At 65.8% G+C, this 26,428-nt stretch carries 27 protein-coding genes; 3 read left to right on the plus strand and 24 right to left on the minus strand.

Annotated elements, in window-relative coordinates; all coding sequences use genetic code 11:
• Positions 1-61: 61 nt before the first annotated feature.
• The 5 genes from NKF27_RS00620 to NKF27_RS00640 form a co-directional block, all read right to left on the minus strand.
• Positions 62-505 carry a universal stress protein gene (locus NKF27_RS00620; RefSeq protein WP_045993922.1) on the minus strand — a complete coding sequence of 148 codons (444 nt, stop codon included), beginning with the start codon at positions 503-505 and terminating at the stop codon, positions 62-64.
• Positions 506-550: 45 nt separating this feature from the next.
• The gene (locus tag NKF27_RS00625; protein ID WP_045993923.1) at positions 551-1,834 is read right to left on the minus strand and encodes a TRAP transporter large permease; all 1,284 of its coding nucleotides are present in this window, start codon (positions 1,832-1,834) and stop codon (positions 551-553) included.
• A 34-nt stretch (positions 1,835-1,868) separates the two neighbouring features.
• Positions 1,869-2,447, minus strand: coding sequence for a TRAP transporter small permease (locus NKF27_RS00630; RefSeq protein ID WP_045993924.1), 579 nt, complete (start codon positions 2,445-2,447; stop codon positions 1,869-1,871).
• 217 nt (positions 2,448-2,664) lie between these two features.
• Positions 2,665-3,687: a TRAP transporter substrate-binding protein DctP gene (gene dctP, locus NKF27_RS00635; RefSeq protein WP_108131873.1), complete on the minus strand. Its 1,023-nt coding sequence runs from the start codon at positions 3,685-3,687 to the stop codon at positions 2,665-2,667.
• Positions 3,688-3,845: 158 nt separating this feature from the next.
• Complete coding sequence (locus NKF27_RS00640; RefSeq protein WP_253554899.1) at positions 3,846-4,373, minus strand: TIGR02444 family protein; 528 nt, start codon at positions 4,371-4,373, stop codon at positions 3,846-3,848.
• 71 nt (positions 4,374-4,444) lie between these two features.
• Between NKF27_RS00640 and NKF27_RS00645 the strand changes: the two genes are divergently transcribed.
• The gene (locus NKF27_RS00645) at positions 4,445-6,391 is read left to right on the plus strand and encodes an ATP-binding cassette domain-containing protein (RefSeq protein ID WP_253554901.1); all 1,947 of its coding nucleotides are present in this window, start codon (positions 4,445-4,447) and stop codon (positions 6,389-6,391) included.
• Between the two features lie 73 nt (positions 6,392-6,464).
• Here NKF27_RS00645 and NKF27_RS00650 read toward each other — a convergent pair whose 3' ends face one another.
• From NKF27_RS00650 to thiD, 5 genes are all read right to left on the minus strand, one after another.
• Positions 6,465-7,877, minus strand: a complete 1,413-nt coding sequence (locus tag NKF27_RS00650; protein WP_253554903.1) for a uracil-xanthine permease family protein — start codon at positions 7,875-7,877, stop codon at positions 6,465-6,467.
• Between the two features lie 198 nt (positions 7,878-8,075).
• Positions 8,076-8,513: a D-aminoacyl-tRNA deacylase gene (dtd, locus tag NKF27_RS00655; protein ID WP_045993928.1), complete on the minus strand. Its 438-nt coding sequence runs from the start codon at positions 8,511-8,513 to the stop codon at positions 8,076-8,078.
• Between the two features lie 90 nt (positions 8,514-8,603).
• Complete coding sequence (locus NKF27_RS00660) at positions 8,604-9,215, minus strand: chalcone isomerase family protein (protein WP_253554905.1); 612 nt, start codon at positions 9,213-9,215, stop codon at positions 8,604-8,606.
• Between the two features lie 86 nt (positions 9,216-9,301).
• Positions 9,302-10,147: a universal stress protein gene (locus NKF27_RS00665; RefSeq protein ID WP_045993929.1), complete on the minus strand. Its 846-nt coding sequence runs from the start codon at positions 10,145-10,147 to the stop codon at positions 9,302-9,304.
• Between the two features lie 181 nt (positions 10,148-10,328).
• Positions 10,329-11,159, minus strand: a complete 831-nt coding sequence (gene thiD / locus NKF27_RS00670; RefSeq protein WP_253554906.1) for a bifunctional hydroxymethylpyrimidine kinase/phosphomethylpyrimidine kinase — start codon at positions 11,157-11,159, stop codon at positions 10,329-10,331.
• 74 nt (positions 11,160-11,233) lie between these two features.
• On the opposite strand from thiD, the gene NKF27_RS00675 reads away from it, so the two are divergent.
• A complete protein-coding gene (locus tag NKF27_RS00675) occupies positions 11,234-11,659 on the plus strand; it encodes a YqaA family protein (protein ID WP_045993931.1) in 426 nt (141 codons plus the stop codon).
• A gap of 138 nt (positions 11,660-11,797) precedes the next feature.
• On the opposite strand, the gene NKF27_RS00680 is transcribed toward NKF27_RS00675, so the two are convergent.
• The 6 genes from NKF27_RS00680 to NKF27_RS00705 all read right to left on the minus strand — a co-directional run bounded on the left by NKF27_RS00680 (position 11,798) and on the right by NKF27_RS00705 (position 17,732).
• Complete coding sequence (locus NKF27_RS00680) at positions 11,798-12,901, minus strand: TRAP transporter substrate-binding protein (protein ID WP_045993932.1); 1,104 nt, start codon at positions 12,899-12,901, stop codon at positions 11,798-11,800.
• A 266-nt stretch (positions 12,902-13,167) separates the two neighbouring features.
• A complete protein-coding gene (locus NKF27_RS00685; RefSeq protein ID WP_108131869.1) occupies positions 13,168-14,571 on the minus strand; it encodes a TRAP transporter large permease subunit in 1,404 nt (467 codons plus the stop codon).
• Complete coding sequence (locus tag NKF27_RS00690; protein ID WP_253554907.1) at positions 14,572-15,132, minus strand: TRAP transporter small permease subunit; 561 nt, start codon at positions 15,130-15,132, stop codon at positions 14,572-14,574.
• Between the two features lie 302 nt (positions 15,133-15,434).
• On the minus strand, positions 15,435-16,259 hold the full coding sequence (locus tag NKF27_RS00695) for an endonuclease/exonuclease/phosphatase family protein (RefSeq protein WP_253554908.1): 825 nt from the start codon (positions 16,257-16,259) through the stop codon (positions 15,435-15,437).
• On the minus strand, positions 16,256-16,897 hold the full coding sequence (locus NKF27_RS00700; RefSeq protein WP_253554909.1) for a thiol:disulfide interchange protein DsbA/DsbL: 642 nt from the start codon (positions 16,895-16,897) through the stop codon (positions 16,256-16,258). Before NKF27_RS00700 ends, NKF27_RS00695 begins: the two co-directional genes overlap by 4 nt.
• Positions 16,898-17,111: 214 nt before the next feature.
• Positions 17,112-17,732, minus strand: coding sequence for a cytochrome c (locus NKF27_RS00705; RefSeq protein ID WP_253554910.1), 621 nt, complete (start codon positions 17,730-17,732; stop codon positions 17,112-17,114).
• A 233-nt stretch (positions 17,733-17,965) separates the two neighbouring features.
• Between NKF27_RS00705 and yihA the strand changes: the two genes are divergently transcribed.
• Complete coding sequence (yihA, locus tag NKF27_RS00710; RefSeq protein ID WP_253554912.1) at positions 17,966-18,577, plus strand: ribosome biogenesis GTP-binding protein YihA/YsxC; 612 nt, start codon at positions 17,966-17,968, stop codon at positions 18,575-18,577.
• An 18-nt stretch (positions 18,578-18,595) separates the two neighbouring features.
• Here the strand turns inward: yihA and NKF27_RS00715 are convergent, their stop codons facing one another.
• The 8 genes from NKF27_RS00715 to argH form a co-directional block, all read right to left on the minus strand.
• Entirely contained in the window at positions 18,596-19,705 is a 1,110-nt protein-coding gene (locus tag NKF27_RS00715) for a fimbrial protein (protein WP_253554914.1), read from the minus strand.
• A gap of 75 nt (positions 19,706-19,780) precedes the next feature.
• On the minus strand, positions 19,781-20,539 hold the full coding sequence (locus tag NKF27_RS00720; RefSeq protein WP_253554915.1) for an HAD family hydrolase: 759 nt from the start codon (positions 20,537-20,539) through the stop codon (positions 19,781-19,783).
• Positions 20,536-21,492 (minus strand): tyrosine recombinase XerC, encoded by a 957-nt coding sequence (locus tag NKF27_RS00725; RefSeq protein WP_253554917.1) that lies wholly within the window; start codon positions 21,490-21,492, stop codon positions 20,536-20,538. Before NKF27_RS00725 ends, NKF27_RS00720 begins: the two co-directional genes overlap by 4 nt.
• Before the next feature lie 16 nt (positions 21,493-21,508).
• A complete protein-coding gene (locus tag NKF27_RS00730; protein ID WP_045993941.1) occupies positions 21,509-22,228 on the minus strand; it encodes a DUF484 family protein in 720 nt (239 codons plus the stop codon).
• A 115-nt stretch (positions 22,229-22,343) separates the two neighbouring features.
• Entirely contained in the window at positions 22,344-23,177 is an 834-nt protein-coding gene (gene dapF, locus NKF27_RS00735) for a diaminopimelate epimerase (RefSeq protein WP_108449492.1), read from the minus strand.
• Positions 23,177-24,484, minus strand: coding sequence for a diaminopimelate decarboxylase (gene lysA, locus NKF27_RS00740; protein WP_253554919.1), 1,308 nt, complete (start codon positions 24,482-24,484; stop codon positions 23,177-23,179). The genes dapF and lysA overlap by 1 nt, the downstream gene beginning before the upstream one ends.
• 2 nt (positions 24,485-24,486) lie before the next feature.
• Positions 24,487-24,702: a lipoprotein gene (locus NKF27_RS00745; protein WP_253554922.1), complete on the minus strand. Its 216-nt coding sequence runs from the start codon at positions 24,700-24,702 to the stop codon at positions 24,487-24,489.
• A complete protein-coding gene (gene argH / locus NKF27_RS00750; RefSeq protein WP_108131863.1) occupies positions 24,699-26,114 on the minus strand; it encodes an argininosuccinate lyase in 1,416 nt (471 codons plus the stop codon). The genes NKF27_RS00745 and argH overlap by 4 nt, the downstream gene beginning before the upstream one ends.
• Positions 26,115-26,428 lie beyond the last annotated feature (314 nt).

Below are 26,428 nucleotides of genomic sequence, written 5' to 3' on the forward strand. Positions count from 1 at the left end.
CCGGGCATGACCCGGGCCTGTGGTTGCGGCTGCGTCTGTGCTAGCCGTGATGAATGTGGCGCTAGACCACCAGGGTCGGACACTGCGCCGACCCCGACACCCGCTGGGCGACACTGCCCAGGATCAGGCTGGCGTCGCCGTTAGTGCCCTGGGCGCCGATCACGATCAGGTCGCACTCGCGCTTGCGGGCGAAGCGCACGATAGTGCGCGAGGGGCGGCCTCCCTTGACGAAGGCGCGCACCTTTTCCAGCGGTACCCCCAGTTCCACCGCGTGGTTCTTGGCATGCACGGCGATCTCCGAGGCGTACTCCTTGAGGGCATCGTCGGGCAGGTCCAGCTTGTCCGGGCGAACCATCGACAGGGAGGCCTCGAGCAGACTGTGGTGTTTGAACACGCACAGGATGTAGAGCTCGGCGCCGGTCAGGTACTGCAGCCCAACGGCCTTCTCCAGCGCCTTGAGGGCGCCCTTGGAGCCGTCCACCGCCACCAGGATTCGATTGAACATCGGTCTCTCCTCAAGCTTGGTCTCCGCGCATCCGATAGACGCCGCCTAGCGGAAGGCGACGTCGCGCAGGAACAACGCAATCTGCGGGAACATGATCAGCAGGGCCGCGGCCAGGATCAGCAGGAACACGAACGGCGGTGTGCCCTTGATCACGTCCAGATAGGGCCGCTTGAAGATCGCGATGGCGGTGAAGATGTCGCAGCCGAAGGGTGGCGTCGCCGAGCCGATGGCCACTTGCAGAGTGATCAGGATACCCACCAGTACCGGGTCGAGTCCGGTGGCCTCGATGGCCGGCGCGAAGATCGGCGTCAGCACCAGGATGACCACGATCGGGTCGACGAACATGCAGGCGACGAAGAAGGCGATGCAGATGGCGATCAGCACACCCGTGGGACCCGCTTCGTTGATCCCGGCCGCCTCGAGCATGGCCTGCGGAATCTGGGCGAAGGAGATGATCCACGAGAAGCCGTTGCCCACGGCGACCAGGATGAACACCACCGCGGTGATCAGGCCGGTGGACTTGGCGATGGCGTAGATGTCGTTCATCTTCAGCGATCGGAACACCACGAACTCCAGCAGCACCGCGTACAGCACGCAGGCCGCGGCGGCCTCGGTGGGGCTGAAGATGCCGCCGTAGATGCCGCCGACGATGATCACCGGGAAGCCCAGCGGCCACAGCGCCTGACGCACCGCGGAGAGACGCTCGCTCCAGGACGCCTTGGGCTCGGTGGGGACGTCGCGGATCACCGCGTAGAGCACGCAGTAGATGGAGAACATCAGCAGGATCAGCAGGCCTGGCCCGATGCCGGCGATGAACAGCTCGCCGATGGAGGTGCCCGAGATCACGCCATAGATGATCATGCCGATGCTGGGCGGGATCAGAAAGGCGATGTCACTCGAGTTGATGATCAACGCCAGGGTGAAGGAGTCGGAGTAGCCGGCCTTGAGCATGCGCGGGCGCAGCGGCGAGCCCACCGCTACCACGGTGGCCTGGGTCGAGCCGGACACGGCGCCGAACAGGGTGCAGGAGGCCGCGGTGGATACCGCCAGGCCGCCCTTCACGTGGCCGATGAAGGCCATGACCATGTTGATCAGGCGCTCTGCCGACTGGCCGCGGGTCATGATGTCGGCGGCGAGGATGAACATCGGCACGGCGATCAGCGAGGCCGGCCGGATGCCCGCCATCATCTGCTGGATCAGCGTGTCCATCTGGTCCAGGCCGTTGAACATCATGAAGAAACCGATGACCGCCGCGGTGATCAACGGGATCATCATGGGGAAGCCCAGCAACAGCAGGGCGATCATGGTGGTGACCATTATGGTTGTCATTGGGGCTGTCCTCCTGCTGCCGCCGTCGCGTCACTCATACTTCGGTCTCCGTATCCTTGTAGCCATCCAGCACGCCGGTCGACAGGTAGACGTCGCGGGAGGTCAGGTTCTTGATGGCGGTGAGCAGGTACTGGATACCGGTGATCAGAAAGCCCAGCGGTACCCACAGGTAGATCCAGAAGATCGGGATGCCAAGGGCGGGCAGAATGCGCCCCTTGTCATACAGGTCGACGATGTAGATCACCGAGTAGTACAGCAGGAAGAACATCACCAGAGAGGTAAACAGGGAGATGAAGATCATCAATGCCTTGCGGCCACCTACCGGCAGGGCATCGTAGATCGCCGACATGCGAATATGGCGCCCGTGGCGCGCCGCATAGCCGATACCGGCAAAGGTGATCATGATGATCAGAATGCGGTTGATCTCGCCGCTGAAGAAGATGCTCTCGCCGAGCACGAAGCGGCCAACGACGTTGGCGATGGTATTGGCCGCCATCAGCAGCACACCCACTGCAAGAATGATGGCTTCCAGCTTGCTGATCCACGTATCGATGGTGCCCAGAAAACCAGGCAACCCCGAGTGGTAGTGCTGTTCGGATTCTTCTTCGGTCATGATGGGATCCTTGGTCGGGAATTCCGGGAGAAACGCACGTACCTGTATCGCAGCGTACGCCCTCTGGGTCGCGGTTCGCAGCCATCTGGTCAACGCTGGATGCACGCAGCGCGCCTGGCGTGGCGGCGACTGTCGGGTCGCTATTCAGGGCTCTGGAAACACAAAAGGGGCAGCCGGGTAGGGCTGCCCCTTTCGGGAGCGATGGCTCAGACGAGGATTACTCCTCGCCGGACTGAACCGCTTCCAGGTCAGCCTTGAACTGGTCGAGCAGTTCCTGACCGCCTTCACCGGTCATCTCGATGAACTTCTCCTCGACCTGCGGAGCGCGATCCTTGAAGGCCTGGATCTGTTCGTCGTCCAGGCGAGTCACGGTGACCTCGTCAGACGCTTCCTGGATCTTGCCGAGGGCTTCTTCGGCGAGGCCCTGGATGTGCTCGATGGTGGTGTCGTAGGCGGAGTCGGTGGCGTCCTGGACGAGTTGCTTGTCCTCGTCGGACAGGCCGTCATAGAAGTCCTGGTTGGCCATCATGGCGGTGGTGAACCAGCCGTGGCCGGTGAAGGTCAGGTTCGGGGAGACCTCGTACAGACCGCCGGACTCGATCCAGAAGATCGGGTTTTCCTGACCGTCGATGATGCCGGTCTGCAGACCGCCGTAGACCTCACCCCAAGGCAGCGGCGTGGGGGTCGCGCCGAAGGCGTCGTAGGTCTCCGCCAGCAGCGGGTTGGTCATGGTGCGGATCTTCTTGTTGTCGAAGTCCTCCGGCGAGGTGATCGGCTCGTCGGCGGTGACCACCATTTCCCCTTCCGGGTACATCTGCATCAGCTTCAGCCCGTGCTCGGCGTAGAGCTCGGGGAACATCTCGTTGATCGCCTTGCTCTCGTCGAAGAACTTCAGCACGGTTTCTTCGTCGGTGGGCAGCAGGTAGGGAATGAAGAAGATCTGGGCTTCGGGAATCAGCGCGCCGGTGAAGCCGGGAGACTGGTTGACGAACTGCAGGATGCCGTTCTGGGTCTGCTCCATGATGTCGTCGGATTCACCCAGTTCGCCGAAGCGGTAGACCTGGACGGAATGGTCGGAATTCTCCTCGACGTACTGCTTGAACGCCTGGGCAAAGACGTCCTGGACATCGCCCTCGTACTCTTCGTGGGCGTAGCGCCAGTTGTCGGCCATGGCGGTGGAGGAAAGACCCAGCATCAGGGCGCCGATGCTGGCGGTGGTCAGCAGCTGTGTTGCCTTCATTCTTGTGGTTCCTCTGCAGGTGTTGGAGCTATGGGCGGATCGCGCTCGCCTGTTGTATTGCTTCGTGTCTCGCTTCGGAATCTCGGACCTTGTGCTATTGGCGCGAACAAGATCGATCATGCAGAAAATGCAGGAATTCTCATGCAGTTAACGTCAGGCTAGCGCGCTGCCGGAAGAGGGTCAAGCTGGCTTTCCACGCTTCTTATGGCCATAAGTTGCGTTTTTTTCTGCCGTTGTTGGCTAGAAAGCAGCACATTTTCTAGACCTTGGCGTCTGGCGGGTATCGGCGAGAAAGCCAGTTCGTTCAGGCTAATTTTCATGAGCATCTGCAGGCATTGTTGCTCGGCTTCGAGCTCCGCCTGCTTGATCCGCGAGCGAACGCTCGCCACCTGCGAGTCGGCTTGCGCCTGGGGCTTCAGATCCCTGCGCAGTCGGCGCAGAGGCTGGGTGACCTCGCGCTGCCAGGCTGCGACCTCTGACGGCAGCGCACCTGCCTGGGCGCCCTGTTGATACAGCCAGCATCGCCACAGCAGTTCACACACATCCCAGCCGTGCTCATCCTGCAGCGTCAGGCAGGCTTGCTCGACGCCTGGCCGGGCATAGATTACCAGGGCGAAGTCCCATAGCGGCGAAGTCGCCAGGCGAGGGCGCAGGCGAGCGGTGAATTCGGTAGAATCGGGGTCCAAGACGATATCCTTCTTTTATTAGAGAAGCTCGCGGGTGCCCGGCCCGGCGGGCTCATCCCGATGGAGCCGTGATGATTGCACTGCGCCAAGTAACCCTGCAACGCGGCGCCGAGCCGTTGTTCGAGGGTGGCGACCTGACCCTGCACGCCGGCCACAAGGCCGGTATCGTGGGCCCCAATGGCGCCGGCAAGTCCAGTCTGTTTGGCCTGATCCTCGGCGAGATCGGCGCCGACAAGGGCGCGGTCGAGATGAGTGGCGGCCAGCGCATCGCCCATATGGCGCAGGAAGTCGAGGCGCTGTCTCGCCCCATCATCGAGTACGTGCTCGACGGGGATGCGGAGCTAAGGCGTACCGAGGCTGCCCTCGCCTCTGCCCAGGCCGACGGTGACCACCACCGCGAGGCCGAACTTCACGGCGCCATCGAGGCGCTGGACGGCTACAGCGCGCCAGCCCGCGCGGCCCAGTTGCTGGTCGGGCTGGGCTTCGCCCAGCACGATCTGGACAAGCCGCTGTCGGCGTTCTCCGGCGGTTGGCGTATGCGAGCCAACCTGGCGCGTACCCTGTTCATGCCCTCCGACGTGCTGCTGCTCGATGAGCCGACCAACCACCTGGACCTGGACGCCCTGCTGTGGCTAGAGCAGTGGCTGACGCGCTATCCCGGCACCCTGTTGCTGATCTCCCACGACCGCGACTTTCTCGATGCGGTGTGTGACCACATCGTGCACTTCGATCGTCGCAGCCTGGTGCTCTATCGGGGCAACTACACCACCTTCGAGCGGACCCGGGCCGAGAAGCTGGCGCTGCAGCAGGCCCAGGCCGAGAAGCAGCAGGCGCGTCGCGAGGAAATCGAGAAGTTTGTCGCCCGCTTTCGCTACAAGGCGACCAAGGCGCGCCAGGCCCAGAGCCGACTGAAGATGCTCGAGCGCATGGGCGACATCGCCCTGGCCCACGTCGATTCCCCCTTTCACTTTAGCCTGCCGGCGGCGGACAAGACGTCCCATCCGCTGCTGGTGATCGATGACGCCAGCCTGGGCTATCGTCGTGAGGACGGCAGCGAGCGCACCCAGCTGTCCGACGTGAAGCTGACCCTGCTGCCGGGGCAGCGCATCGGACTGCTCGGTCCCAATGGCGCGGGCAAGTCGACCCTGATCAAGTCGCTGACCGGCGATCTGCCGCTGCTCTCTGGCCGTCGGGTGCCCGGCGAGCACCTGGCGGTGGGCTACTTCGCCCAGCACCAGCTCGAAGGGCTCGATCTCAAGGCGACCCCCTTCACCCATGTTCAACGCCTGTCGCCCCAGGCCGCCGACAGCGATATCCGCAACTTCCTGGGTGGCTTCGGCTTTCCAGGAGACGACGTGTTTGCCCGGGTCGAGCTGTTCTCCGGCGGCGAGAAGGCACGCCTGGCGCTGGCCCTGATTGCCTGGCAGAAGCCCAACCTGCTGCTGCTCGACGAGCCGACCAACCACCTGGACCTGGAGATGCGCGAGGCGCTGACCGAGGCGTTGGCGTCGTTCGAAGGGACGGTGATCGTGGTATCCCACGACCGCCACCTGCTCAAGGCCACCGTCGACGAGTTCTGGAAGGTCGCCGACCATCGGGTCGAACCCTTCGATGGCGATCTGGAGGATTACCGGGCCTGGCTCAAGTCACGCCTGGAAAGCGATCGTCGCGCGGCCAGGGAAGACAAGGCCGACAGGGCCGAGGCTGGCCAGGCCGCCCCGCGGGAGGATCGCAAGGCCTCGCGCCGCGCCGCCGCCGAGCTGCGCGAGAAGCTCAGGCCCTTGAAGCGCGAGCGGGACAAGGCCGAAAAGGCCATGGAGAAGGTCCAGGCTGAGCTCGGTGAGGTGGAAGCGCAGCTCGGCGACGCCGAGCTCTACACCGACGCGGCGCGCAAGCAGGAACTGACCGACTGTCTGGCGCGCCAGGGCGAGCTCAAGGCGCGCCTCGAGGAGCTGGAGGCCGACTGGCTCGCCGCCGAAGAGGCGCTCGAGGAAATGAACGAGGCGCTATCGGGCTGAGCCACGCTCGGTTCGATAGCGCCTCGGGTCGCCGGATCGCTCGATAGCCGGGGCGAGTGGGTGTGGCGAACGGCTATTGCGAGTCGCACCGGGATGAGGCGGGCACGCTAGCGGGAGCCGTGTCGCTGGCTTCCATGCGCGCGGCCAGCCGCTCGCGCTCGGCCTGCTCGTCGGCCAGGCTCTTGTGAGGCAGCAGCAGATTGAGCAGCACGGCGGTGAACGCCGCCGCCACCACGGGTGATCCACCGATCGCCATCTCGATCGTGTCCGGCAGCGCGGCGATGGCCTGCGGCGCCGCGGCGAGCCCGAGGCCCAGCGCCAGCGCCAGGCTGGCGATGGTCATGTTGCGCCCGGACAGCTCGTCGCGGGTCAGCAGCTGGATACCGGTCATGGTAATCATGCCGAACACCGTGATGGTGGCGCCACCGAGCACCGGATAGGGAATGGTGGTCATCAGCGCGCCGAACTTCGGCATCAGTCCCGCCGCCAGCAGAAACAGCGCCGCCAGTGCCAGCACCGAACGACTGATGACCTTGGTCATGGCGACGATACCGACGTTCTGGCTGAACGACGCCGTCGGCAGTGCCGCGAACAGGGCACCGACCAGAGTGCACAGGCCGTTGCCCAGCAAGCCCCCGGACAGCTCCCGATGGCCCAGCTCGCGATTCATGCCACCGATGGTGGTAGCGGATAGATCACCGATGGTCTGCACCGAATTGACCACGCAGATGATCACCATGGACAGGATCGCCACCGGCGCGAATTCGAGCGTCACGGGGAGCGGGCGCGGCGCGCTGAACCAGGCCGCCTGATGCACCGCAGTGAAGTCCACCATGCCCAGCGCGAGTGCCAGCGCGTAGCCCACCACGATGCCGCAGATGATCGCGGCGAGCTTGATGAAGCCCCGCCCGAACTGGGAAATCGCCAGCACCACGGCCAGAGTGACCAGCGCCACCAGCCACTGCCTGCCGCCACCGTAGTCGGCGCTGCCCTTGCCCCCGGCCATGTAGTGGATGGCGATGTCGTAGAGCGACAGGCCGATCACCAGCACCACCACCCCCGCCACCACCGGCGGAAACAGATGACGCAGCGGGCGGATACCGAACCCGACCAGCAGCATCGCCATGCCGCCGATCAACTGGGCGCCGAGGATGCCGCCGAGGCCATACTGGGCGCCCACGGCGGTCAGGGTGGGCACGTAGGCAAAGCCGACACCGAAGATGGTCGGCAGGCGAGCACCGAAGCGCCAGACGCCGAACAGCTGGATCAGCGTCGACAGCGCCGAGGCCACCAGCGAGATCTGGATCAGCAGCAGGGTTTCGGCGGTGGAGGCGCCGATGGCACCGGAGACGATGATCGGCACCGTGATGGTACCCATGATCATGGCGAGGATGTGTTGCAGCGACAGTGGCAGGGCACGGCTCAGTGGTGGCCGGCCGTGGAAGTCGAAGACCGAGACGCTGGCGGGGTAGCGGGCGTTGCTCATGGATACGATCACCGGTTGTTTTTGTATACAGGTGATTGTGGTAAATGTTTCCATAAACATCAAGGCGAGACGGGATTAGACGAGACAGCCTGGTTTACCGCCCCGCCGACATCGCGTTGCATCGGGCTTTTGAAGATCAGACAGGCGGCAGGACGCCGCGTGCGCTGCCTATTGGCGCTCGGCGCCAGGAGGGGGCTCTCAGCTCTCCAGGAGAAAGGTCACCGGCCCGTCGTTTATCAATGCCACCTGCATGTTGGCGCCGAACTCGCCACTGGCCACCGGCGCATGGCGCTGGCGGGCCTGGTCGAGCAGGTAGTGAAACAGACGATCGCCTTCGGCCGGTGGCGCCGCGCTGGAGAAGCTGGGACGCAGCCCCTTGCGGGTATCCGCGGCCAGGGTGAACTGGGATACCAGCAAGAGGCCTCCACCGGCCTGCTGCACATTGAGATTCATCTTGTCCTGGTCGTCGGCGAACACGCGATAGTGCAGCAGCTTGTGCAACAGGCGGTCGGCCGAGGCCTCGTCATCGCCTTTTTCCACCCCGACCAGGGCCAGCAGGCCGTGGTCGATGGCGCCGACGGTGCGATCCTCGACCTCGACACTGGCACGGCGGACACGTTGGATCAGGGCTTTCATGCAGGGCTTCCTCTGGCAACAGGTGGGGGATTGCACACAGCAGGGCCCGCTAGCCTAGCACGGGCTCGATCGCCCGGGGAGGTGCCGGCGTCAGCGCCCCAGCAGAGCGTCGCGGAAGTCGCGGTCCAGGGGATCTTCACCGAGCCAGATGGCGAACATGGCGTTGGCAAGCGCCTTGTCGTTGGAGCGGTACAGCGGGGCACCATTAAGCGCCAGGATCAGGCTCTCGCCATCCCAGGTCAGCGAATAGCGGTCGCCCGGCGCGACCGAGCGATAGCTGTCGACCAGCGCGGTCAGCGGGCGGCGAATCGACGGAAAGTCCACGGCGCCGACCTGCTCGCGTACGGTATCGAGGGTGGTGCTGGCGAAGTCGTCGGCCTCGATGGCATGGAAATAGTGCAGCACCAGCCGGCGCGGGACGTCGGATTCGGGAGCGGGGCGGGGGTACCCCGCGGCCTGGTAGTAGGCGCCGGCGTAGGCGTCCCACACCAGATAGGTGAAGAGCCCGTGGCCGATCATCTCGTAGCGCCGGCCGTCGTCGATCTGGGTGGCAAAGCTAGCGCTCTTGACGCTGACCTGCTGCGTCAACGTCTGGGCGTTGGCCTCGGGGGGCGCGGCCATGGTCAGGGTCAGACAGGTGATCAGGCTGACGGCGGCAAGCAGCCGAACCAGCGGGTGCTGTCGGGGTTGTCGCGAAGGCATGATGAAACTCCCGTGACATGATGTTGTACACATCATGGCGCGAGATATGACTTATGTACAGTTTTTGTAGAGCGTTCTTCCCGTGACTACCAGGCGCGGCACAGCATGATGTCGCAACGGGGCTCCGCCAGCAGACGCTTGGTAATCTGACTGCGTCTGCCCGCCTGACTGCGGTTGCCCAGCGCCAGCAGATCGGGAGGCTGACGGCGCAGATGGGCGATCAACACGTCCAGGGGGTCGCCCTGTTCCAGCACCAGTTCCAGTTCCGGCACCCGATCGAATTCCGCCATCAGGTGGTCGATCTCCTGTTCGAGCTGCTGTCTAAGTCGGATGACCTCACGATCGCGCCACTGCGCGAAGTCAGTATCGGAGCCGAGTTCGCGCTCGCCCGGCACGTCCCAGGCGTGGAGCAACTCGAGGCGGGATTCCGGAAAGTGTCGCAGGGTCTCGCGCAGGGTGCGACGGCAGGTCAGGGAGAAGTCCACCGGGACCAGAATGTCGTTCCACGGCTCTGCGGGGGGCTGGCTGACAGTCAGCACCGGACAGGGGGCGCTCAACAGCACCCGGGCCAGGGTGGTGCCGCCGATCAGGTCAGGGTGTCCGCGCTTGCGATGGGTGCCGAGGATGATCATCTCGGCGTTGCGATCGTGGGCCTCACGGATGATCTCGGCGTAGGGGGCGCCGGTCACCGTCTGCACCAGCAGCGGCGGTTCGGCCAGTGCGTAGTCCTCGCGCAGGTCGGTGGCGATGGCGTGGATGTCATCTACTACCGCACCTTCCAGGTCGCGCAGCACCCGGTGCGGCAGGTAGGGATCCAGCACGTGCAGTACATCGAGACGGGCGCCCATCTCGTTGGCCAGGCGGATGGCGCGGCCGAAGGCGGAACGGTTTTCTGCCGACAGGTCACAGGCAAACAGCAGGGTGCGAGTCATGGCTCTGCCCTCACGACGCCAGTGGGTGAACCTTCAGCATGGGCGGACGTGCCGATTCGCGCAAGCGACGGTGTCGTCAGTCCCTGTCAGTGCACGATAGCGCCGTCCTGCGCTCGGATCAGATCAGACTGGGCATTTCGTGCCCTCTACTGCCCGCCATCGCCCGCCACTGCTCCTGCCGCTACCACCAGGCGTGGAAGTGATGCACCGGGCCGCGCCCCTGGCCCACCGACAGCCGCCGGCTTGCGTCGAGCGCCTGGTGCAGCCAGCGCTTGGCGTCGCCGATGGCGTCGATGACCTGCGACTCGTCGGCGTCCTGGGGCAGATGGGCCAGCTTGGCGGCGATCGCCGAGGACAGGGCGCAACCGGTACCATGCAGGTTCTGGGTATCGATGCGCGGCGCCGGCAGCCAGCGATCGCCACCGGGCGAGGCCAGCAGGTCGGGACAGCTATCACCATCGAGATGGCCACCCTTGAGCAGCACATAGGGGGCGGACAGTTGCTTGAGCGCCGGCAGCATCGCCTCCATGGCATCGGCGCTGGTGGGCGGCTCGACCCCCAGCAGCACCGCCGCCTCGGGCAGGTTGGGGGTGATCACGTCGGCCAGCGGCACCAGCACATCGCGTACCGCGCTGATCCCGGCTTCATCCACCAGGATGTCGCCGCTCTTGGCCACCATCACCGGGTCGAGCACGATCCAGCGGGGACGCCTGGCCTCGAGCGCTTCACGCAGGGTCTCGGCGACCTCGCGGCTGGCGACCATGCCGATCTTCACCGCGTCGATGCGCACGTCGTCGAGCAGGTGATCGAGCTGCACCCGGATGCTCTCTGCAGCCACCGGGTGCACCTCGCGTACCCCACAGGTATTCTGCGCGATCACCGCGGTGATGACGTTGGTGGCATAGGTGCCCAGGGCCGACAGCGTCTTGAGGTCGCCCTGGAGGCCGGCGCCGCCAGAAGGATCGGAGCCGGCGATGGTCAGCGTGTGAGGGATGGATACGGTGTGGGACATGAAAGACACCCGAAAGTCAGCAGAAGACACAGAATACAAGAGGCGGCGCTGAGAGAGCCAATGTCGAGCGCATCATGCTGAGTCTGTTTGTCATGGCGTTTGCCAGCGCCACCCTGCTGCCCGGAGGGTCCGAGCTATGGCTGGCCGGGCTGTGGTGCCGGGGCGAAGCGCCGCTGGCGCTGTGGCTGGTTGCCACCCTGGGCAATACCCTGGGCAGTCTGGTCAATGTCGCCCTGGGCCGCTACGCCACCCAGTATGTGGATCGGCGCTGGTTTCCCGCCTCCCGGGCGGGACTGGCACGAGCCCAGCGCTGGTATCGCAAGGGCGGAGAAGCGAGTCTGCTGCTGGCCTGGCTGCCGGTGGTGGGGGATCCGCTGACGGTACTCGCGGGAATCGCCCGGCTGCCGTGGTGGCGTGCCACGCTGTGGATCGTCGTCAGCAAGGGCGGGCGCTACGCGGTGCTGCTGTGGTTTGCCGAACGCTATTTCAGCTGCGGCTGATCACTGCTCGAGAGCGAGCGCTTTGAGCAAGGCTCGAGAGTCGACACGATGTCCGCCCGTGCCCCGAAAACGGACAGGGGCCGCGCGAGGCGGCCCCTGGGTGCTTGTGTCGGCAATGCTCGACACCTTTTGGATGGGTTACTCCTGGCCGAAGTCGGTGCCGCCGTCCGGGTTGCGGGCGTTGTAGTAGGCCTGCTCGGAGATGGCGTGGTAGTTCACCACCTTGTCCTGGAAGTCGCGGTACGACTCGTAGATGCGACCGGCGATATCGCTGGAGTCGGCCAGTTCCTGCACCACCTCGGCGGAGATCTCCTGAGCCTGGGCGAGCACGTCGTCGGGCAGCTTGCGCAGCTGGACGTCGTGTTCGTTGATCAGGGTGGCCAGGGCATCGTTGTTGCGCGCGGTGTACTCGTCCAGCACGTCCTGGTTCACGTCGCGTACCGCGGTGCGCAGGATCGCCTGAAGGTCGGCGGGTAGTTCGGCCAGGGCCTCATCGTTGACGATGGCCTCGAACATCACCGTCGGCTCATGCCAGCCCGGGTAGTAGTAGTACTCGGCGGCCTGGTGCAGGCCGAAGGCCAGGTCGTTGTACGGACCGATCCACTCGGTGGCATCGATGGCGCCGGACTGCAGCGAGGTGAAGATCTCGCCGCCGGGCATATTGACGATGGCCACGCCCATGCGGTTCATGACCTCACCACCGAGGCCCGGCATGCGCATCTTGAGGCCGTCCAGGTCGTCGACCGAATTGATTTCCTGGTTGTACCAGCCGCCCATCTGTACGCCGGACGCGCCGGCGGTCATGACCTCGACGCCGAAGTCATCGTAGAGCTCGTTCCACAGCTCCAGGCCGCCACCATAGTGCAGCCAGGCGTTCATTTCCTGGGCGTTCATGCCGAAGGGCACGGCGGCGAAGAACTGGGCGGCGGGCGCCTTGCCCTTCCAGTAGTAGGAGGCAGAGTGGCCCATCTGGGCGGTGCCTTCGGCGACGGCGTCGAAGACCTCGAAGCCCGGTACCAGCTGGCCGGCACCGAACACCTCGATCGTCAGGCGGCCGTCGGACATTTCCTCGACCAGCTTGGCCAGACGCTCGGGACCCTGGCCGACACCGGGGAAGTTCTTCGGCCAGGAGGTGACCAGCTTCCACTCGAAGGTGTCCTGGGCCTGGGCCTGGGCTCCGACCAGCAGTAGACCGGAGGCACCGGCGAGGGTAATGGCCTTGGCGATTGAGCTGCGTTGCATGTAAGTCCCCTTTGTATGGTATTGGCGTTGTCGGGACCTGCCGGCCAGGGTAGGGCCGGCGGGTAGTTGGCGTCTCGCGGGATGGCCCGAGACGCCGTGAAGCGGGCGATGGCTCGTCGGGCAACTATAGACGCCGGGGGCGCCCCCCGGCGTGGGCTGCCGTCCACGCATCGCCAACGCGCCGGGTCAGAACTGCTCCGGCAGCCAGGTGGCGAGCTGCGGGCCAGCGTCGAGAGTGAAAGGGCCCGGCGCAGAGGTTTTCGGCATCAGAACTGCTCCGGCAGCCAGGTGGCGAGTTCCGGGAAGAATGACAGGGCCAGCAGCATGCCGAGCTGCAGCACGATGAACGGAATGACGCCTCGGTAGATCGCGGACGTCGGTACCGACTCCGGGGCCACCCCGCGCAGATAGAACAGGGCGAAGCCGAAGGGAGGCGTCAGGAAGGACGTCTGCAGGTTGATCGCGATCATGATGCCCAGCCAGATTGGATCCAGGCCCATGGCCAGCAGAATCGGACCGACGATCGGCACCACCACGAAGGTGATCTCGATGAAGTCGAGGATAAAGCCGAGCAGGAAGATCACCAGCATCACGATGATGGTGGCGCCGACTACCCCGCCAGGCATGTTCTCGAACAGATGGGTGACCAGCTCTTCACCGCCGTAGGCGCGGAATACCAGTGAAAACAGTGCCGCGCCGATCAGGATCAGGAACACCATGGTGGTGACGTGGGTGGTGGAGCGCAGCACGTCCTTGAGCGTGGCCAGATCGAGGCGACGATAGGCCAGAGCCAGCACCAGGGCGCCGAAGGCACCCACCGCGGAAGCCTCGGTGGGGGTGGCCAGTCCGGCCAGGATCGAGCCGAGCACCGCGACGATCAGCACGATGGGCGGCACCAGGCCCTTGAGCAGCAACAGGCCGATGCCCGAGGTGTGGCCCAGCTCGGCCATCAGTTCCTGGCGATCGGCGGCAGGGGCGGCGCTGGGCTTGAACAGCGCCACCAGGCTGACGTAGACGATATACACCAGCACCAGGATCAGGCCCGGGACCAGCGCCCCCATGAACAGATCGCCCACCGACACCGTCTTGGGACTGAAGATGCCCATGGACAGCTGGGCCTGCTGGTAGGCGCTGGACAGCACGTCACCAAGCAGCACCAGAGCGATGGACGGCGGGATGATCTGACCCAGGGTGCCGGTGGCGCAGATGGTGCCGGTGGCCAGCGACTGGCTGTAGCCGCGCTTGAGCATGGTCGGCAGCGACATCAGGCCCATGGTGACCACGGTGGCGCCGACGATGCCGGTGGAAGCGGCCAGCATCATGCCGACCAGGGTCACCGAGATGCCGAGTCCGCCGCGCAGCGAGCCGAACAGCAGGGCCATGGCGTCGAGCAGGGTTTCGGCGACCTTGGACTTCTCGAGCAGCACGCCCATCAGCACGAACAAGGGCACCGCCAGCAGGGTGGTGTTGGTCATGATGCCGTAGAGGCGATTGGGGAAGGCGTTGAGGTAGCTGCCGTCGAAGTTGGCATCGATGCCGAGGGACTCCAGGCCGTAGCCGAGCCCGGCAAAGGCCAGGGCGGTACCGGCCAGCGACAGCGCGACCGGAAAACCGAACATCAAGACCGTACAGATGACACCGAACAGCACCAGGGGCATGAACTCCAGCATTTAAAGGTGCTCCTCGTCGGCGTCATGGGGAAGGGCGTTGGGGTCGAGACGTCCTTTCAGAATCAGGGCGTTGCGGTAGATCTCGACGATCCCCTGGACAATCATCAGCACGGCGAAGGCCGGTATCAGCGTCTTCAGCAGGAACACGCCGGGGATGCCACCGGCGTCGGGCGAGCCCTCGAAGATGGCCCAGGACTTGCCGACGTAGCCGAGGCTGGTGGCGATCACGAAGCCCATCACCGGCAACAGCAGCAGCAGGGTGCCAAGCAGGTCGACCAGCGCCTTGCGCTTGGGCGACATCGCCCGATAGAAGATGTCGACGCGCACGTGTCCGCCGTGCTTCAAGGTGTAGGCCGCCGCCAGCATGAACACAGAGGCGTGCATGTACATCACCGATTCCTGCATGGGGATACTGTTGACGCTGAAGGCATAGCGCAGCACCACGATCAGGAACTGGATGATCATCATCGCCAGGATCAGCCAGGAAAGGCCCCTGCCAAGGCGTTCGGAGAAGGCGTCCAGGGCCGCCAGTGGCCCCGGCAAGCCGGAAGATGTAGACATAGGAACTCGCTGGTGGTGTCAGGGCGATCATTGTCCAGGCTGGCGCCCGGGCACGCCGTCGCCAGGGCGGGACGTCGGGTTGCCGGGGGGCGCCTGGAGTCACGGATAGTGTGGCACGCGGAGACATTAGCGAATCTCGGTGCACGTCAACGCTGACTATACGGCAGTCGAGGTAGCACTGTCATGACACCGAAAGTCGAGGTCTGCGCTCGCGTCGTCCGCCGCCGACAGGGTGGCTCTGGCGGGCAGCTCAGGTGGGCAGCTCAGGTGGGAAGGTCAGGTGGGAAGGTCAGGCGGGTAGCTCAGGCAGGCTGTTCGGGTTGATCGGCCTGGATGGCGGTGAGGCAGGGCTGGGGCAGGCGAATATCGACGGCCACCGGCAGGTGGTCCGAGAACAGGCGGTCGAGCACTTCGGCCTCGTCGGCCTCCAGCGACGACGACAGCAGGATATGGTCCAGCGCTCGGCTGGGGCGCCAGGAAGGGTAGCTCAGCGCCGGTCGCACCGGGTGCAGCGGCAGCGAGGCACAGAAGCGGTCGTGGGCGTGCAGCCGATCCGGGGTGCAGTTCAAGTCCCCCATCACCACCACGTGCTTGAGCGGCTGGATCAGCTCGCTGAGGTAGTCGAGCTGCAGGTTCTGGGTGCGCTGGCCCAGGGCCAGGTGAGCGACGAACAGGTGCAGGGCCTCGGGGCCCTGGCCGAAGCGAGCATGGATGGCGCCCCGGCCGGGCAGGGTCCCTGGCAGTCGATGCTCCTCGATGCGGCTGGGGGCCAGCCGGGAGAGCAGGCCATTGCTGTGCTGGGCAAGCCGACCGAGGTTGCGGTTGAGCTGCTGGTAGTGGTGAGGGAAACCGCCTTGTCCCGCCAGGTACTCGAGCTGGTTGACCTGATTCGAGCGGAAGCTGCCGCCGTCCACTTCCTGTAGCCCCACCATGTCGAAGTGCGACAGCACCTCGGCGATCATGTCGAGTCGTCGTTGACGACGCGGGTGAGGCAACAGGTGCTGCCAGCTACGAGTGAAATAATGGTGATAGGCCGAGGTCTGGATACCTACCTGCAGGTTGAAGGTCACCAGCCTCAGGTGACCTCCGTCCAGCGTGGGGTGGCGTTCCTCGGCCAGTGAACTCATTGGGCGCCAGACTCCTGTTCGCTGCGGATCTGCTCCACCAGCGCCTCGGCGATGCGCGGCATGTTGTCGAGGCTGCCGGCGGTGCTCGGCGAGACGATGTAGCGACCATCGACGATCAGCGCGGGCACGCCCATCAGTTCGAGGTTGCGCATGGTGGCGCTGGCGCGATTGATCTGGGACTTCACGCCGAAGCCGTCCAGTGCCTTGAGTGCCTGCTCTTCGCTGACACCGTAGTCGCTGAAGAAGGCGGCGATGTCTGCTGGCTCGGTAAGCTGCTCGCCTTCCTGATGGATGGCATCGAAGAAGTCCTCATGCACCTCGTCGAGAATCTCGAGTTGCTCGGCGGCATAGAAGGCCTTGGCGTGCTTGACCCAGGTCTCGCCCAGGGTGGCCGGCATGCGTTCGAACTCGACGTCGTCGGGCAACTCGGCGACCCAGGCGTTGAGCGGGTCTTCCAGCGAGTAGCAGTGAGGGCAGCCATACCAGAACACTTCGGTCACGTTGATCTTGCCATCGTCGCTACCCAGCTCGACCTGATTGGGGGCGACGGTGTAGTCCTCGCCCTCGGTGATCGAGGCGGCGACCGCCATGGTCGACAGGCCAAGGCCGGCGAGGCCCATCATCAGTGACTTCAGCATAGAATGTTTTCTCCTTGATTGAGGCGGGCATGCCATGGCGGCGCGTGGGCGCGACGAACCTGGAGCCGCAAAGCGAACGCTGTTTTGAGTCTACAACGTTCGAAGGGTTCCCGAATATCCCGAATGGGCAGGCGGCATATGTTGATCTTTGCTTGTAAACGCAACGGGGCGGCCACAAGGGCCGCCCCGCGGGACGCATCGAAAGGCGAATCGATCAGTGCAGGCCCTGGACGTAGTTGGCCACGGCTTCCATGTCGGCATCGCTCATCTTGGCGGCGATGTCGGCCATCACGCCGCCGGGGCTGTTGGCGCGGGCGCCGGAGGCGAATGCCTGCAGGGTGCTGACCACGTAACCGGCATGCTGGCCGGACAGCCCGGGATAGACCGCCGAGCCGATGCCGCTGCCGGTCGGGCCATGGCAGGCGCTGCAGGCCGGGATGCCCTTGGCCAGGTCGCCGGCGCGGTAGAGCGCCTCGCCGCGCTCGAGCAACGCCTCGTCGTCCTTGGCCTGCCCCACCACCGGGTCCTGGCCGGCGAAGAAGGCGGCAACGTCCCAGGCGTCCTGGTCGCTGAAGTTGTCCACCTGCCCCGCCATCTGCGGCACCGGACGGGTGCCGTCACGGATGTCGATGATCTGCTTGGCCAGGTAGGAGGCCTGCTGGCCGGCCAGGTTGGGGAAGGTCGGCGCGATGCTGGCGCCGGTCTGGCCGTGACAGGCGGCGCAGGCGGTGGCCTTGTCGCGTCCTGCGGCGGCGTCTGCGTCACTCTGGAGGTCGGCATGGGCGGCGCCGACGACGCCGAGGGAGATTGCCAGGCTTGCCAGTAACTGTCTCATCGCTAGTTCACTTATGCCGTTTTTAATGTTTTCACGGTCCCGCGGAAGGTATGGCCTTCACTGCAGGGGGAAGCGCCCGCGCTGAGGCCGGTCGCTGGCGACAGCGGCACAATGTTATGATGATTCCCCGGGTCGCAGCCGCCTCAAAGCTTACTATAACCAAACACCCCGGGGGCGGGAATGCCAGGGCCCTCGACCCTACCTTTGATCACCGTCAGGATTTCTTCCATCTCATGGCTTTCAACTACTCCTTGGCCCGATTCCTAACCAGTGCGCCGACGCTGGCCCGATGCCCCGAAGACAGTGGCGTCGAGGTCGCCTTCGCCGGACGCTCCAATGCCGGAAAGTCCAGCGCGATCAACACCATCACCCAACAGAAGGCGCTCGCTCGTACCTCCAAGACGCCGGGCCGCACCCAGCTGATCAACGTCTTTTCGCTGGGCGAGGACAGCGAACGCCGGCTGGTGGACCTGCCCGGCTACGGCTACGCCAAGGTGCCCGAAAAGGTCAAATTGGAGTGGCAGCGCCACCTGGCCGAATACCTCCAGAAGCGCGCTTCGCTCAAGGGACTGGTGCTGGTGATGGACGTGCGTCACCCGTTGACCGAGTTCGACCTGGCGCTGCTGGACGTGGCCGATGAACGAGACCTGCCGGTGCACATTCTGCTGACCAAGGCTGACAAGCTGAAGCAGGGCGCCGCCAAGAACGCCCTGCAGCAGGTCCGCTCGCGACTGCGGGAGTGGGAGGATCTGGTCAGCGTGCAGCTGTTCTCGGCGCTCAAGCGTCAGGGCGTTGAAGAAGCCCATCGCCGCCTGGACGGCTGGCTTGAGCATGCCGGCCAGTAGGCACGACGAGCCCGCCGACTACTTGTAAGTAGCGGTGACCTCCAGCAGGCCCTTGACGCGCCCACCGGATGCCTGCTCGGCATGGCGGTAGTAGCTGACTCGCAGCGGAACCCTGGGCGCCTGCCCCATCAGGCCAATCGTCCGGGAGCCTGACAGGTCCACAGGGGAGAAGGCGTTGACCGAAAATGGGTCGATTTCCAGCGCCAGCCCGATGCCCTTGGCGCCGCCGCCTGAGGTGTCGTCGTTGCCGAGGATGCCTTGTCTGGCGTTGATGACGCTGGCGCCGCCCGAGCGTATGGACAGGTCCGCCATGTTGACTTCATCGCAGTTGTTGAAGTTCAGGTAGGCGGTGGTAGTGCCCGCCCGAGATCCGGTGCTTGGCAGTTCACCGAGGTCGATGTCGGGCAGGGTGATGTTGGGGACCCACATCCGGCAGGTGCTCTCGATCACGGTGACGTAACCGCCGCCAAGGCCGACTACCGTGCCGGTATAGTTGTCGCTGGCGCCGGTGCTGGTCGCCACGTGGGTATGAGGTGAGTAGGTAAACTGGCTGTAGAAGCCCGGTTCGGTATCGCCATGGCGCACGATCGGGATCTCCTTCGTGACGCTGCCGGATACGCAGCCAGATGCGTGGTTGGCGGTGCGCAGGGAGGCGACCAGGGTCTGGTGGTGATGGCCGCCCATGCTGGTGTCGGCCTTGTCGAAGTAGAAGCCCTGCACTGAGCTTTCGGCGTCACCGGTGGCGCTGTCGTAGGCCCCCTGGGTGTCGAGCAGGATGTAGACACGACCGTCGCTGCCGGTCTGGCAGGCGTAGGTGGTGTGGAAGGAGGCTATCCCGGCGGTGTCGCCTTCCGGCGTGGTGCCGGACAAGGTCGAGGGGTAGGACATGCCGGTGCTGAAGAGGCCGCAGGTACCGGGCGGACGTACGGTGTCGCAGGTAGGGCGTGCCGCCAGGGCTGGCGCTATGCCCAGGGGCAAGGGAAGCCCCGGTCCCAGTCCTGAAACAAGCCCTGAAACAAGCCCCGGCCCCGGAAGCAGTGCAAACGCCAGCCCGAACTTGAGGGCGCGTCGCAGGCGACGCCGGGTCGATGGTGATAAAGCAAGGAAGCGATAAAGCGGGCGGGGCATGGCAGCAGGCACTCATGGCACAGGTGCCTGCCGGTTTACCACGCGACGTCGGCGACCGCCGGGGTTTTTCTCGCTTTATTGATCCAGATGCTCACCGAGCAGGGCTTCCAGCTCGGTGACCCGGGCCAGGCGGGTCACGCCGCGTGGCAAGGGATCCGTCTCGGCCTCTGGCGGCGCGATCCAGATCGCCCGCAAGCCCAGGCGAATCGCCGGCAGCACGTCTTCCTCCCAGGAATCGCCCACGTGCAGGGTCTCGCAGGCCTTGACCTGAAGCCGTGCCAGCATCGCCAGAAAGGGCCGCGGATCGGGCTTGGGGGCGAACATCTCGCCGGCGGCGATACGCGCCTGGAAGTGGCGGGCCAGCGGCAGACGGTGGAAGGCCACGTTGCCGTTGGTGATGCTGCCGAGACGATAGCGGCCCTTTAGTCTTTCCAGCATGGCGTCGGTGTCGGGAAACGGCGTGACCAGGATGCGCAGCGCGTGAAAACGTTGCATCGCCAGCGCCGCCCACCAGTGGGCTGCCGCCCGGTTGACGCCGCTTTCTTCCAGCAGCTGGATCAGGGTGCGCTCACGCAGCCAGCTGAAGTCGCCGCGCCGCGACCAGCTGCGCCTGGCCAGGGCCTGGCGCTCGCGCAGGTAGTCCGCCAGCGCGATGGGGGGCGTCAACGGCTCCTCGCGGCCGCGCTGCCAGGCGCCGAGGTGTTCGGTCAGCCATTCGACGTGGCCCTGCTCGGTGCGCTGCATGACGCCGCTGTTATCCCACAGGGTGTCGTCCAGATCGAAGGTGATGGCCTTGAGTCGGCGGAAGTCGTCCGCTGCAGCGTGGTCGATCAAGGGGTGTCTCCGGGATGGCTGTCGTCGCTCCGGCTGCGCCGCGCGCGAGGGTGGGCCTTGTCGTAGCTCTCGGCCAGGTGCTGCCAGTCCAGCCGGGTATAGACCTGGGTGGTGGACAGGTTGGCGTGGCCCAGCAGCTCCTGGACGGCGCGCAGGTCCTGACTCGATTCCAGCAGGTGGCTGGCGAAGGAGTGGCGCAGGCGGTGGGGATGCAGGTGCTCCGGCAGTCCGCGCCGGCGGGCCTGGGTGACCAGGCGTGCCTGGATGGCGCGATGGCCCAGCCGGCGGCCCTGCTGGCCGACGAACAGCGCTGTTTCGCCGTCGGCGGCCAGCACCGAGCGCACGCCGAGCCACTGGTCGATGGACCGGCGCGCACGCGAGCCCACCGGCACCTGGCGCGGCTTGTTGCCCTTGCCGAGGACACGCACCCGGCCGCCGTGAAGGTCGGGGAGATCCAGCGCCGCCAGTTCCGCCAGCCGCAATCCGCTGGAGTAGAGCAGTTCCAGCATCGCCTGGTCGCGTACCGACAGCGGCGAGCCATCGTGGGGGGTGTCGAGAAAGCGCGCCAGCAGGTCCACGTCCACCGGCCGCGGTAGATCCTTCGGCGCCCGGGGGCCGCGGCTCAGGCCGACCGGGTTGTAGTCGAGCCGGCCAGCCGCCACCAGGTGTTCACACAGTCGCGACAGCGCGGCGCGGCGGCGCTTCAGGCTGCGCGGTGCCATGCCCCGGCTGCGTTCGGCGGCCAGAAAACGCCTGAGCGTGTGGGAGGTCAGTGCTTGATCATCCGGCGGCCTGGCGCCCGTCTCGTTCGCCTGTGCGTGCCACCAGTTCTCGAAGGTCGCCAGGTCACGCCGGTAGGCGTCGACGGTGGCAGGACTGGCGGTGCGGCCCAGCTCATCGAGGAAGTCCGCCACCGCGCGGTCAAGCTGCCACTCAGTCGCCTTTTCAGCCACCTTCTCAGCCGCCTTCTCAGCCATCATCACGCTCGCACAGGCGCACGCTCAGGCGCACCAGCACCTCGGCCAGGTACTCGGTAAACAGGGTGTCCATGCTGGCACGGAAATGGTCGGGATCAGGGCTTGCCAGCACCACAAAGCCCTGGGGCTCGCCCAGGGTCATGCGGGCGATGGCGCAGGAGCCCGACTTGGTCGGCGCCTTGGCGTGGGGCAGCAGGCGCTTCCAGTCGGTGGGGGTAAGACGGGTACAGCGGCTGGCGCGCCCATCGAGCAGCGCGGTCAGGCGCTGGCCGGTGTGGTCGTCGAGCACGTGACGCGGGGCCTGGGGCGGTCTGGGGTCGCGATCGGTCAGGCTGGCGGGGCACCAAAGCGACACCGCCGGCGTCTGGAAGCGCTCGCTTAGCTGGGTGGCCAGGGCCTGGCCCAGGGCGTCGTTGTCCTGTGCTTCCAGCAGTGCCAGCACCAGCTCGCGGGTGCGCCGATACTGCGCCTCGTTGTGGCGGGCCGAGTCGAGCAGTTGCTCGAGCCGCAGTTCCGCGCCTTCGGCGCGCTTGCGCAGGTCATGGACCAGCCGTTCCAGCAGCGAGGTGGCGCCCTGGGTCTCCGGGTGGGGAATCGTGAGGCTCTGCAGCAGGCCTTCGCGACCGACGAAGAAGTCCGGGTGGCGTGCCAGCCATTCGGCGACGCGGTCCGGGTCGAGCGTCTTGCGGGGCTCTGGGGCGGCTTGAGGCATGCGCGTCTTCCTGTTGGAGTTCAATGTCTAGGCTGGATCGAGGTTCCGGGAACGCGAGGGACCGGTACCTTGCTGGCAGCTTAGCCCAGTCCCGTCGAGTCCTGTGCGCCTGGGGTCAACGCAGCGGAATTCGTCCATCGAACACCCGCTCGGCGGGGCCGGTCATGATCAAGGGGCGCTCGCCACCTTCCCAGCGGATCGTCAGGCTGCCGCCGGGCAGGTGGACGGTCACCGGGCTTTCGAGCAGGCCCTGGCGAATGCCGCAGGCCACCGCAGCGCAGGCGCCGGTACCACAGGCCAGGGTCTCGCCGCTGCCACGCTCGAACACCCGCAGGCGAATCTCGTGGCTGGAGACCACCTGCATGAAGCCCACGTTGACCCGCTTGGGAAAGCGCGGGTGGTGTTCGACCAGCGGTCCCAGGCGCTCCACCGGCGCCTGGTCGACGCTGTCGACCTTGATCACCGCGTGGGGGTTGCCCATGGAGGCGACGGCGATCTCGAGGGTCTCGCCGTCGACCTCGAGGGTGTGACGCAGGCGGTCCTCGTCGGCCTCGAAGGGCAGGCTCGGCGGGGCGAAGCGCGGGGCACCCATGTCGACGCTGACCTGCTCGTCGTCATGCACGTCCAGCACCAGCGGGCCGCCGGCGGTCTCGACCTGGATCTGGCGCTTGTGGGTCAGCCGCTTGTCGCGTACGAAGCGGGCAAAGCAGCGCGCACCATTGCCGCAATTCTCGACCTCGCTGCCGTCGGCGTTGTAGATCCGGTAGCGAAAGTCCATGTCCGGGTCCCGCGGCGGTTCCACCACCAGTAGCTGATCGAAACCGATGCCGAAGCGCCGGTCGGCCAGACGGCGGATTTCCTCGGCCTCGATGCGGGCCCGCTGGGTGACCAGATCGACCACCATGAAGTCGTTGCCCAGGCCATGCATCTTGGTGAAGTGCAGAAGCATCAGCGCGGTGCTCCTGACGTCGATCCCGATGCCGATCCCGGTTGCGATTCGCCGGGCAGCGACTCACCGGCCCAGAGGTCCTCGAGGGTCTCGCGTCGGCGCACCACCTGATAGCCGTCGCCGTCCACCAGTACCTCCGCCGGACGCGGGCGGCTGTTGTAGTTGGAGGCCATCACGAAGCCGTAGGCGCCTGCCGAGCGCACCGCCAGCAGGTCGCCGGGGGCCACCGCCAGTTGACGCTCCTTGCCGAGGAAGTCGCCGGTCTCGCACACCGGGCCGACCACGTCGTAGACGTCGCTTGCGCGGTCCAGGCGAGTGTCGACTTCGATGATGGCCTGCCAGGCCTGGTACAGCGAGGGCCGCATCAGGTCGTTCATGGCCGCGTCGACGATGGCGAAGTTCTTGGTTTCGCCGGGCTTCACGTAGGTCAGCCGGGTCAGCATGACGCCGGCGTTGGCGGCGATCGAGCGGCCCGGCTCGAACAGCAGCGTCAGGCGCTCGCCGCCGTCCCAGCGCGACAGGCGCTCGAGCAGCTTCGAGGCGTAGTCGAACGGGGCCGGCGGCGTCTCGTCCCTGTAGGGCACGCCGAGGCCGCCGCCCAGGTCGAGGTGCGAGACCTCGATGTTCTCCTCGCGCAGGCGGTCGAGCAGCACCAGCAGACGCTCCAGGGCGTCGAGGAAGGGAGCGATCTCGGTGAGCTGGGAGCCGATATGGCAGTCGAGCCCGGTGACCTTGAGGTGCGGCAGTTCGGCGGCCAGGCGGTAGACCTCCAGCGCCTCATCCACCGGGATACCGAACTTGTTGTCCTTGAGTCCGGTGGAGATATACGGATGGGTGCCCGCGTCGACGTCGGGATTGACCCGCAATGACACCGGCGCCACCTTGCCCAGGCGGCCTGCCACTTCATTGAGCACTTCAAGCTCTGGGCGCGACTCCACGTTGAAGCACTTGATGCCGACCTCGAGCGCGCGCGCCATCTCGTCGGGGCGCTTGGCGACACCGGAGAACACCACCTTGGCCGGGTCACCCCCGGCGGTCAGCACCCGCTCGAGCTCGCCCTGAGACACGATGTCGAAACCGGCACCCTGGCGCGCCAACACGTTGAGCACCGCCAGGTTGCTGTTGGCCTTGACCGCGTAGCAGATCAGATGCGGGTGGCTACCCAGCGCCTCGCGGTAGGCCTGGAAGTGGCGTTCCAGGGTGGCACGTGAATAGACGTAGCAGGGGGTGCCCACCGCCTCGGCGATGCGGGCCAGAGGCACTTCTTCAGCGTACAGCTCGCCGTCTCGGTAGTTGAAGTGATCCATGCTCAGCTCTCGTCCTCGGTCGCGCTCTGGTCGCTTTCCTGGCTGTCCTCTTCGCCCTGTTCGTCCTCGACGGTTTCGCGGGGGCCGTAGCGCTCCGCCGCTTCTTCGTCACCGGGCAGGTACAGGGGGCCTTTCTGGCCGCAGCCCGACAGGGCCATCAGAGCCAGCAGCAGGGCCGGCAACAGGGCGGGTCGCAGCACCTTGACGAGGCGGTTCATTGGGCGCCTCCCTGGCCGGACGCAAGGGTCTTGAGGGCCTCACGGGCGCGCTGGGCAGCGGCGCGCACCTGGTCGGGGGCGGTGCCACCGATATGGTTGCGGGCGGCCACCGAGCCTTCCAGGGTCAGCACCTCGAACACGTCCTCGCCGATGACGTCGGAGAACTGGCGCAGTTCGTCGAGGCTCATGTCAGACAGATCCTTGCCGCTCTCGATGCCGTAGGCCACGGACTGACCGACGATTTCATGGGCGTCACGGAAGGCCACGCCCTTGCGTACCAGATAGTCGGCAAGGTCGGTGGCGGTGGAGAAGCCCTTGCGCGCGGCCTCACGCATGGAATCGCCCTTGGAGACGATGGCCGGCACCATGTCAGCGAAGGCGCGCAGGCAGCCCTTGACGGTATCCAGGGTATCGAGCAGCGGTTCCTTGTCTTCCTGGTTGTCCTTGTTGTAGGCCAGCGGCTGCGACTTCATCAGCGTCAGCAGGCCCATCAGGTGACCGTAGACGCGGCCGGTCTTGCCGCGCACCAGCTCGGGCACGTCCGGGTTCTTCTTCTGCGGCATGATCGAGGAGCCGGTGCAGAAGCGGTCGGGCAGGTCGATGAAGTCGAACTGGGCGCTGGTCCACAGCACCAGCTCCTCGCTCATCCGCGACAGGTGCATCAGCAGCAGGCTCGCGAAGGCGGTGAACTCGATCGCGAAGTCACGATCGCTGACCGCGTCGAGGCTGTTCTCGGCGGGGCGCTCGAAGCCGAGCAGCTCGGCGGTCAGGTGACGATCGATGGGATAGGTGGTGCCGGCCAGGGCGGCGGCGCCCAGCGGCAGCACGTTGACCCGCTTGCGGCAGTCCAGCAGGCGTTCGTGGTCGCGGGCCAGCATCTCCTGCCAGGCCAGCAGGTGGTGGCCGAAGGTCACCGGTTGAGCGGTCTGCAGGTGGGTGAAGCCCGGCATGATGGTGTCGGCCTCGCCCTCGGCCAGCTCGATCAGCCCGGCACGCAGCCGCGCCAGCTCGCTGGCGACCAGGTCGATCTCCTCGCGCAGGTAGAGGCGAATATCGGTGGCCACCTGGTCGTTGCGCGAGCGCCCGGTGTGCAGCTTCTTGCCGGTGATGCCGATCTTCTGGGTCAGCCGTGCCTCGATGTTCATGTGCACGTCTTCCAGCGCCACCGACCACTCGAAACGCCCTTCGGCGATCTCCGTCTCGATCTCCTTGAGCCCGGTCAGGATGGCGTCACGTTCCTCTTCGCTCAGCACGCCAACCTGGGCGAGCATGGTGGCATGCGCGATGGAGCCCTGGATGTCATGGCGGGCCAGGCGCTGGTCGAAATCGACCGAGGCGGTGAAACGAGCGACGAAGGCGTCGGTGGGTTCGCTGAAGCGGCCGCCCCAGGACTGGTTGGTGGTCTGGCTCATTGAATGGACTTCCTGAATGACGATGCGATGGCGACGTGATCGGTGGCCGGCGCCGAGGGCGCTGACGGAGCCGGCAGCCGTTGTCGTTGGTATGCCCAAAGTGTACCAGAGTCGGCCCTTGAGGCGAGGGTGCAGCGGGCCGGCAAGGACGGTGCGGCATCAGCCCCTGAAACGAGGGTGGCAGCAGGCGCTTCTGGCAGGCGCGGCAACGGGTCCCGTCGCCGTCGATTTTACTGACGGAGACCGTGCTTTATGATGACGTCATTCATTTAACATGGCGGACGCGGCGATTTGGTCGCAAGCCCGACCAGGGA

This window comes from Halomonas sp. DN3, assembly GCF_024137905.1.
Taxonomy (GTDB): domain Bacteria; phylum Pseudomonadota; class Gammaproteobacteria; order Pseudomonadales; family Halomonadaceae; genus Halomonas; species Halomonas litopenaei.

Bases quoted from the DNA above. Each gene is read 5' to 3' on its own strand.
- dapF (WP_108449492.1), bottom strand. From the start codon at position 23,177: ATGCTTCTGCACTTCACCAAGATGCATGGCCTGGGCAACGACTTCATG.
- NKF27_RS00620 (WP_045993922.1), bottom strand. From the start codon at position 505: ATGTTCAATCGAATCCTGGTGGCGGTGGACGGCTCCAAGGGCGCCCTC.
- NKF27_RS00685 (WP_108131869.1), bottom strand. From the start codon at position 14,571: ATGCTGGAGTTCATGCCCCTGGTGCTGTTCGGTGTCATCTGTACGGTC.
- NKF27_RS00690 (WP_253554907.1), bottom strand. From the start codon at position 15,132: ATGTCTACATCTTCCGGCTTGCCGGGGCCACTGGCGGCCCTGGACGCC.
- NKF27_RS00665 (WP_045993929.1), bottom strand. From the start codon at position 10,147: ATGACTCGCACCCTGCTGTTTGCCTGTGACCTGTCGGCAGAAAACCGT.
- argH (WP_108131863.1), bottom strand. From the start codon at position 26,114: ATGAGCCAGACCACCAACCAGTCCTGGGGCGGCCGCTTCAGCGAACCC.
- NKF27_RS00660 (WP_253554905.1), bottom strand. From the start codon at position 9,215: ATGCCTTCGCGACAACCCCGACAGCACCCGCTGGTTCGGCTGCTTGCC.
- NKF27_RS00645 (WP_253554901.1), top strand. From the start codon at position 4,445: ATGATTGCACTGCGCCAAGTAACCCTGCAACGCGGCGCCGAGCCGTTG.
- NKF27_RS00650 (WP_253554903.1), bottom strand. From the start codon at position 7,877: ATGAGCAACGCCCGCTACCCCGCCAGCGTCTCGGTCTTCGACTTCCAC.
- NKF27_RS00625 (WP_045993923.1), bottom strand. From the start codon at position 1,834: ATGACAACCATAATGGTCACCACCATGATCGCCCTGCTGTTGCTGGGC.
- NKF27_RS00745 (WP_253554922.1), bottom strand. From the start codon at position 24,702: ATGAACCGCCTCGTCAAGGTGCTGCGACCCGCCCTGTTGCCGGCCCTG.
- NKF27_RS00680 (WP_045993932.1), bottom strand. From the start codon at position 12,901: ATGCAACGCAGCTCAATCGCCAAGGCCATTACCCTCGCCGGTGCCTCC.
- yihA (WP_253554912.1), top strand. From the start codon at position 17,966: ATGGCTTTCAACTACTCCTTGGCCCGATTCCTAACCAGTGCGCCGACG.
- NKF27_RS00700 (WP_253554909.1), bottom strand. From the start codon at position 16,897: ATGCTGAAGTCACTGATGATGGGCCTCGCCGGCCTTGGCCTGTCGACC.
- lysA (WP_253554919.1), bottom strand. From the start codon at position 24,484: ATGGATCACTTCAACTACCGAGACGGCGAGCTGTACGCTGAAGAAGTG.
- NKF27_RS00675 (WP_045993931.1), top strand. From the start codon at position 11,234: ATGCTGAGTCTGTTTGTCATGGCGTTTGCCAGCGCCACCCTGCTGCCC.
- thiD (WP_253554906.1), bottom strand. From the start codon at position 11,159: ATGTCCCACACCGTATCCATCCCTCACACGCTGACCATCGCCGGCTCC.
- NKF27_RS00695 (WP_253554908.1), bottom strand. From the start codon at position 16,259: ATGAGTTCACTGGCCGAGGAACGCCACCCCACGCTGGACGGAGGTCAC.
- dtd (WP_045993928.1), bottom strand. From the start codon at position 8,513: ATGAAAGCCCTGATCCAACGTGTCCGCCGTGCCAGTGTCGAGGTCGAG.
- NKF27_RS00715 (WP_253554914.1), bottom strand. From the start codon at position 19,705: ATGCCCCGCCCGCTTTATCGCTTCCTTGCTTTATCACCATCGACCCGG.
- NKF27_RS00630 (WP_045993924.1), bottom strand. From the start codon at position 2,447: ATGACCGAAGAAGAATCCGAACAGCACTACCACTCGGGGTTGCCTGGT.
- NKF27_RS00730 (WP_045993941.1), bottom strand. From the start codon at position 22,228: ATGCCTCAAGCCGCCCCAGAGCCCCGCAAGACGCTCGACCCGGACCGC.
- NKF27_RS00705 (WP_253554910.1), bottom strand. From the start codon at position 17,732: ATGAGACAGTTACTGGCAAGCCTGGCAATCTCCCTCGGCGTCGTCGGC.
- dctP (WP_108131873.1), bottom strand. From the start codon at position 3,687: ATGAAGGCAACACAGCTGCTGACCACCGCCAGCATCGGCGCCCTGATG.